Raw genomic sequence first — 5,269 nt, forward strand, 5'->3', positions numbered from 1 at the left:
ATGCCGGTACAACTCTCGCCCTCTCGCTTCATGAACTAGCAACAAACGCCATTAAATATGGCGGCTTGTCCCGCCCCGAAGGCAGGATACGAATGGAATGGAATATAACGGCGAGTTCGGAACCAGTGCTGACGCTGAGATGGATCGAATCAGGAGGACCGTCGGTAGTTCAACCCTCGCGAGTAGGATATGGAACACGCTATATGCGCGCCGCATTGACCAGCCTATTTGGAGAGGCTCCAGATCTTGTTTTCGCGTCGGATGGCCTGCGTTTCTCTATTCGCGGCCTACTGTCCCGCCTTGCACCCGATGAACGGCTAGGCTGATCGCGGCAGCGCCTACAATTTGGGCAGCGGAAATTCTAAGGTCGGTTGAGACCGGTGACCACTCCCTTGGCATTCAACGACCGCGCAATCTGAAGCTCGGTCCGACCAGCCTTCACGTATTCATGGTAGATCCAGCGCACCGCCGCAATTTCATCAGGTGGTCCAGGCACGAGGATGCCCCGATCCGTCTGGAGGCCCTTGTACTCTTTGAGAGCGAGCATGGTCTTTGTGCACCCAAGCTGGTCGATGAACCGGCGCCTCAGGCCCAGGCCGGCCGACCCTCCCTGCCGGTGTCACCATTCGAACGAGCCTGCACTGGCCGGCAAACACCTTGACCGACAACACCCGGCTGTGCTCGGCACGCCATCGTGCGCTTTATCGCCTTGAGCAGGTCTGATCCGATGCTGCCATCGTTTGCGAACTGTTCGCCAAAATATTCAATTCAACGCCGGCAACACGACACCGATACTCGTACGACGCACTCTCATCGGGGTTCGGGAATCGCCCCAGCGGCTCACATCGTAGACGATGACGATTCGAAATCCGCGTTCTTCGTTTCGACATCCGCCAACAGCCTTTGCTTCGAGGTTCAAGCGCAGCGACCGGCGTCCTCGTATGTGGCCACGGTGTCGTAGTTCATCGCATCCGCGAATTCACGGATTGCATCCTTCTGATTGTCGATCGAATAGCTCTGGTGGTCGGTGGACATTCGCAGGTATTGAGCTGCGCGCACGCGCTGTGCGTTCTCAGCAGGTCGACGGACCGTGTGCGCCTGTTCCATCATTTCGCGCCTGGAAGGCAGATTGAACGTTCGCTTGAACCGGACGATCCTAGCGGTATGAGGCTTCAATCTCGTTACACAATGATCGACACTTTGTACCGAATGGACTTGTCGCCATAAACGAGAAGCGCGGAAAATAGCAGGCAGGCTTCTATCAACACCCGAGAAACCATGTCTTTTATCGTGACGGCTCGTGCCCCCGTTCCGCCGCATTGCAGCCGCAGGTGGCAAGCCATAGGGATATCAGGCCTTCAAGGGAGACCTTACATGAACGTTCACAAAGTCATAGCCGCCGTGCTGATGACCGCGGCACTGGCCGGGTGCGCGCAGACCGAAGGCCAGCAGCGGGCCGGAACTGGCGCTCTGATCGGCGGCGCTGGCGGCGCCCTCGTCGGTCAGGCCATCGGCGGCAACACCGAAAGCACGCTCATCGGCGCTGCCGGCGGCGCCCTGCTCGGCGCCGTCGTCGGCTCGGCCACTACGCCGCAGCGTCGCGGCGAACAGATGTGCCGCTACCAGGACCGCCGCGGCCGCATCTACACGGCGCCGTGCGACGACAGGTACTACAACGGCGATTATTAAGCAGGGTTAGTCTGCTCATCCGTTGTCTGAGTGGGAAATGGGAACGGAAGCTCCACTGTGGGGCGGTGGCCCTGCTGGTACATTGTTTCTGGTCGCGCCGCCGGCGGCGGCGCTGCGTTGTCATCTTTTGCCCATAACATAGTGCTACCAGCAAGGACGGCGGGTCTCTGGAGGTCGTGATGACTGAGAGCCTTGCCGGCACCCTGAAGAGCCGTGGCAAACAGGCAGCCAAGCGGCTGCTTGGCTATGATTCCCGCAACTGGCTGCGTATCCGCCAGATCGAGGCTTTCAGCCTCTTTCTCGAAGCCAGCAACCGTAAATCCTCCGACGTGATCGAGATCTCGCCCGGCTGGAACCGCTATTGGCGCACAATGTGCTCCAACTACCGCTCTGTCGACTTCCCCGCCTTCGACATCTGCAACGACCGCACCGATGAGCAGTATTCGATCGTCATCGCCGACCAGGTGCTGGAACACGTGCAGCGTCCGCAGGCGGCGGTGCGGAACATCCACGCCATGACCCGACCCGGCGGTTGGGCGATGGTGGCAACGCCCTTCCTGTTTCGCGTGCACGCCAGACCGCACGACTACAACAGATGGACGCCCGCCGGACTCAAGCAGCTGATGGTGGACGGCGGCTTCCCCGAAGCCAACGTCAAGGTCCACGGCTGGGGCAACAAGGCCTGCGCCAGGGCCCATATCGGTGGCCCTGTTCGCGCCTACGGCCTGTGGCGGGATCTCAGTAACGACGAGGAATACCCGCTGATGGTCTGGGCGTTCGCTAAGAAGGGGTGAGTGGTGGAAGCCGCGCTCCATCCCGGTCATAGCCAGGGTGTCTGGCTGGACACTTGACCGGATCCGCCGCCAGTGACCTACTTCGAAATCCGAGGAGCCGTTCGCGAATGGACATTCGAGCCACATTGACGGAGCTTTGCGAGGCCTTCAATGCGCACGATCTGGACCGCATCATGGCGTTCTTTGCCGACGACTGCGTTCTGGAGATGCCAAGGGGGGGCCGAGCCTTGGGGAACGCGCTGCGAGGGCAAGCGCAGCGTACGAGACGCGCTAGCGACGCGCTTTGAGGGTCTGCCCGATGTGCATTACGGCAGTGGACAGCACTTTGCGGACGAGGCTGCCAGCACCGGCATGTCGAAATGGACCCTCACCGGCACCACCCGCGAGGGCGTCAAAAAGGAAGTTCGAGGTTGCGATTTCTACACATTTCGTGACGGAAAGGTGATCCGCAAGGACTCATACTGGAAGATCGTGGAGTAGGGGGTTGGCATTCCTGTCGGATCTTTTCGTTGTCCCGCATTCCAAAACAGGTGGATTACGCGATGCGCGTTTGCATCGCTGCACTCGCCGACGAAATGCCAACCTCAGAATTCCGGAACGCATTCAAAGTAGCTGCCAAGGATGAAACCACCTCCAGCTATTCCATGTCCGGCACGTCGCCACCCGCAAACAGAGTCGTCGGCTCGCCATAAGCCACCGAAGGGTTACCCTCGCGCGACCACGCAATGAGGCCAGCATGCTTGCCGGTTTGCAGGTCGCCGGTCTCATGACGGTGGAAGGCCGTGACCACGATCAGCCTGGTGCTTTCTGTTGGGAGAGTAAACTATTCAACCTGGAGGGTGTTTTTCCGCTGACCAACAGCCGGTTGAAGTTGAACGGCGCAGGGGGAAGCATCTCTGTCATCTCGAATAGAGGCACAGGGCCTTCCGGGTCCGGTGCTTTCTGCTTGGCCTTCAGGTCCGTGATCTCCTCGTCGCGCCGCGCAATCCGGCTTTCCAGATTGGCAATGCGCTCCGCAAGGAAATAGCGCCCCACGGCAAATCCGCCGGCGACGAACAATGCGGCAGACGTAGCAAAGGCCAACGGGTTAGCCGCCACCAGCGCAGAGTTGCTTTGTATGAAAGCGATAAGGTCATGCATGGCTAAAAAGCTCTCCTGTCACGCCGGGAACGATTCAACCTGCCGAGGTCGCGCGAGGGGTCGCAATACCAAGTCTCCTCCGATCAGTTTATGGGCAACTTCGTTTCCCGGCCTCGCCCTGCCGTGCGGAGCGCCGCGAGTGCGTCAGCACAAGCTGCCTCGGAGGTCGTTCCGTTCATCCGCGCTATCCTAGCCGCAGGGCGGGACTTCGCAATGTCCACGCCGGTCATCCTACAACAGGGGGCGTATCGTCGTAGCCAATGGAACCTATCCCCGGATGCCTGGGCTATGGCGAGTATCTGAGTCTCTGGCTCGCGGTTGTAGGCCATCAGCGCCTTCACGGTCTCAAGCGGGCTTTCGTAGCGGGCGACAAGCTTCACCGCTTCAGAGTGCAACTCGGCTTTGACCTCGGCATCGAAGTACATCGTTCCCATCGCGGTTCCTCCTAGCGTGTCGCACGCGTGATGGAGGGAGCACATCAAGTCGCTCCTAAGTTCGCCGTTGAGCAGGTTCATCCCTTTGAGCGCCTTACGTGATGATCGGCATGAGCATGGCAGTTGGCCTTTCCGGCAGGCTCGGGAAGTGAACAGAACGGGAACGTAAATGTCAAGCAAGAATTGACTCGGGCGAGGGGTCAATTCCTATTTTGGCCATGCCGGACGCGGCAGAACTCGGTCGGCTATGTCCTGGCATGCTGCAGCCACCCTCAAGGCGCGGCTCCACTCGGTCCTTAACCCCTAGGCCGGTTGAGCATTGAAGCCAACGTGCCCGCGTTCGACGTCCCCATGCCTTTTACCTCGGAGGCGGCCAGTGGATCGAGGCCAGCAGGGAGTCGTCGAGGATCAATAAACCGAAAGCAGCATTCTGCCAATTTCCCAGCCGATGAATGCTCGCGGCGGGAAGCGGCCGGTCGCTGCAGCCCAGGCGCGCTTCACTCCTCCCGGAATGCTCGCTGAATCTGATCGGCCAGGGGCTTGACGAGATAGGACAGCATCGTGCGGCTGCTGGTCGTGAAGAACACCTCGACCGGCATGCCGGGCGCCAGGGTCAGTCTTTTGAGTCTGGCAAGTTCCGTGCGCGGCAAAACGATATGCACAGTGTAATAACCGGCGCCGGTGCGCTCGTCGGTGCTGAGATCGGCGGAGATCTTGCTGACGCTTCCGTTGAGTTCAGGCGTGGTCCGCTGATTGAAGGCCGAAAGCCGCAGCGTCGCCTCCTGCCCCTGTTTCAGCTGATCGATGTCCTGTGGAGCGACACGGGCTTCGACGGTCAGTCGGTCCGCGACCGGCACGATGAGCATGACCGGTTCGCCCGCAGTGATGACACCCCCAATCGTATGTACGGCAAGCTGAAGGACGACGCCGGCCTGCGGGCTTCGAATGTCGATGCGCTTGAGCTGGTCCTCGGCCGATACCTTGCGTTCGACTAGCTCCGAGAGTTTTGCCTGGACCTCACGCAGCTCCGTGGCGACTTCGCTGCGCAGATCCTGATCGATCTGGATGATCTGCAGGCGGATTTCCGACGTGTGACCTTTCGACTGCGCTATCGCCGCGATCAACTGCCCGTGTTCAGCCTCCAGCCGCACGGCCTCGCGCTCGAGCGCGGTGATGCGATCGATCGAGACCAGCATGCGCACATTATGGGAG

General features: G+C 60.1%; 8 protein-coding genes and 1 pseudogene. 4 read left to right on the top strand and 5 right to left on the bottom strand.

The window, feature by feature from the left end; all coding sequences use genetic code 11:
• A partial coding sequence (locus EN884_RS39065; protein WP_206617632.1) for a sensor histidine kinase occupies window positions 1-326 on the top strand: 326 nt, incomplete at its 5' end.
• A 35-nt stretch (window positions 327-361) separates the two neighbouring features.
• Here the strand turns inward: EN884_RS39065 and EN884_RS39755 are convergent.
• Both EN884_RS39755 and EN884_RS39760 read right to left on the bottom strand, forming a co-directional pair.
• The gene (locus EN884_RS39755) at window positions 362-547 is read right to left on the bottom strand and encodes a recombinase family protein (protein WP_063170810.1); all 186 of its coding nucleotides are present in this window, start codon (window positions 545-547) and stop codon (window positions 362-364) included.
• A gap of 368 nt (window positions 548-915) precedes the next feature.
• Window positions 916-1,110 (bottom strand): recombinase family protein, encoded by a 195-nt coding sequence (locus EN884_RS39760; RefSeq protein WP_127390741.1) that lies wholly within the window; start codon window positions 1,108-1,110, stop codon window positions 916-918.
• A gap of 264 nt (window positions 1,111-1,374) precedes the next feature.
• Here EN884_RS39760 and EN884_RS24720 point away from each other — a divergent pair, with 264 nt between their 5' ends.
• The 3 genes and pseudogenes from EN884_RS24720 to EN884_RS24730 all read left to right on the top strand — a co-directional run bounded on the left by EN884_RS24720 (window position 1,375) and on the right by EN884_RS24730 (window position 2,963).
• Window positions 1,375-1,689 carry a YMGG-like glycine zipper-containing protein gene (locus EN884_RS24720; RefSeq protein WP_013525070.1) on the top strand — a complete coding sequence of 105 codons (315 nt, stop codon included), beginning with the start codon at window positions 1,375-1,377 and terminating at the stop codon, window positions 1,687-1,689.
• Window positions 1,690-1,868: 179 nt separating this feature from the next.
• The gene (locus EN884_RS24725) at window positions 1,869-2,483 is read left to right on the top strand and encodes a methyltransferase domain-containing protein (protein ID WP_024504651.1); all 615 of its coding nucleotides are present in this window, start codon (window positions 1,869-1,871) and stop codon (window positions 2,481-2,483) included.
• Between the two features lie 173 nt (window positions 2,484-2,656).
• Window positions 2,657-2,963: pseudogene (locus tag EN884_RS24730) on the top strand (nuclear transport factor 2 family protein).
• Between the two features lie 312 nt (window positions 2,964-3,275).
• Here the strand turns inward: EN884_RS24730 and EN884_RS24745 are convergent.
• From EN884_RS24745 to EN884_RS24755, 3 genes are all read right to left on the bottom strand, one after another.
• Entirely contained in the window at window positions 3,276-3,623 is a 348-nt protein-coding gene (locus EN884_RS24745; protein ID WP_063170809.1) for a hypothetical protein, read from the bottom strand.
• An 83-nt stretch (window positions 3,624-3,706) separates the two neighbouring features.
• Window positions 3,707-4,138, bottom strand: a complete 432-nt coding sequence (locus EN884_RS39765; RefSeq protein WP_244514442.1) for a hypothetical protein — start codon at window positions 4,136-4,138, stop codon at window positions 3,707-3,709.
• Between the two features lie 416 nt (window positions 4,139-4,554).
• Window positions 4,555-5,269, bottom strand: a 715-nt coding sequence (locus tag EN884_RS24755; RefSeq protein ID WP_128360782.1) for an HlyD family type I secretion periplasmic adaptor subunit, incomplete at its 5' end; no start/stop codon positions are given.

Origin of the sequence: Mesorhizobium sp. M7A.F.Ca.AU.001.01.1.1 (genome assembly GCF_004022735.1) — a bacterium.
Classification (GTDB): Bacteria; Pseudomonadota; Alphaproteobacteria; order Rhizobiales; family Rhizobiaceae; genus Mesorhizobium; species Mesorhizobium ciceri.